The following is a 474-nucleotide window of genomic DNA, read 5'->3' as shown; positions in this document are numbered from 1 at the left end:
GACCGGAGCCGTCGGGCTCGCGGGCTGGCCGGTCGGTGCGGAGGCCGCGACCCCGACGATCAAGGGCCGCATCCTCGAGACCTACCTCGCGGCGGGGGGCAAGCCCGTCTTGGGCAAGGCGGAGGCCAAGGAGGTCAAGCAGCGGATCGACGGGCACAACACCTACGCCCAGAGCTTCCAGCACGGCCGGGTCTGGTGGGGTTCCAAGGTCGGCAAGGTCGACCTCCCCGACGTCGCGCGCGTACGGCTCGACGGTGCGCAGAACTTCCGGCCGCTGGTCGGCGTACGCGACCTCTGGCGTTCGGACGACCTGGACGACTGCACCGCGCTGGACGAGCGGATCGTCCGCGACCTGGGCGTCCGGACCGTGATCGCCTTCAACGGGGGCAGCGACCCGAAGATCAGGAGCGTCGACCGCTACGCCTTCCCGATCAGCAACAGCGGCACCAAGCTCGAGTTCTACCAGGGCTACGT

Annotated in this window: 1 protein-coding gene; it reads left to right on the top strand. The window is 69.8% G+C overall.

Going from position 1 to position 474, the window contains the following annotated elements; translation table 11 throughout:
• The coding region (locus I6F37_RS38870) for a tyrosine-protein phosphatase (RefSeq protein WP_225154202.1) at positions 1 to 474 on the top strand (474 nt) is incomplete at both ends.

The sequence above is a fragment of the Bradyrhizobium sp. NBAIM08 genome, from assembly GCF_020193935.1.
Taxonomy (GTDB): domain Bacteria; phylum Pseudomonadota; class Alphaproteobacteria; order Rhizobiales; family Xanthobacteraceae; genus Bradyrhizobium; species Bradyrhizobium yuanmingense.
The sequence above is the reverse complement of the archived record's forward strand: the minus strand, read 5'-3'. Positions and strand labels throughout refer to the sequence as shown.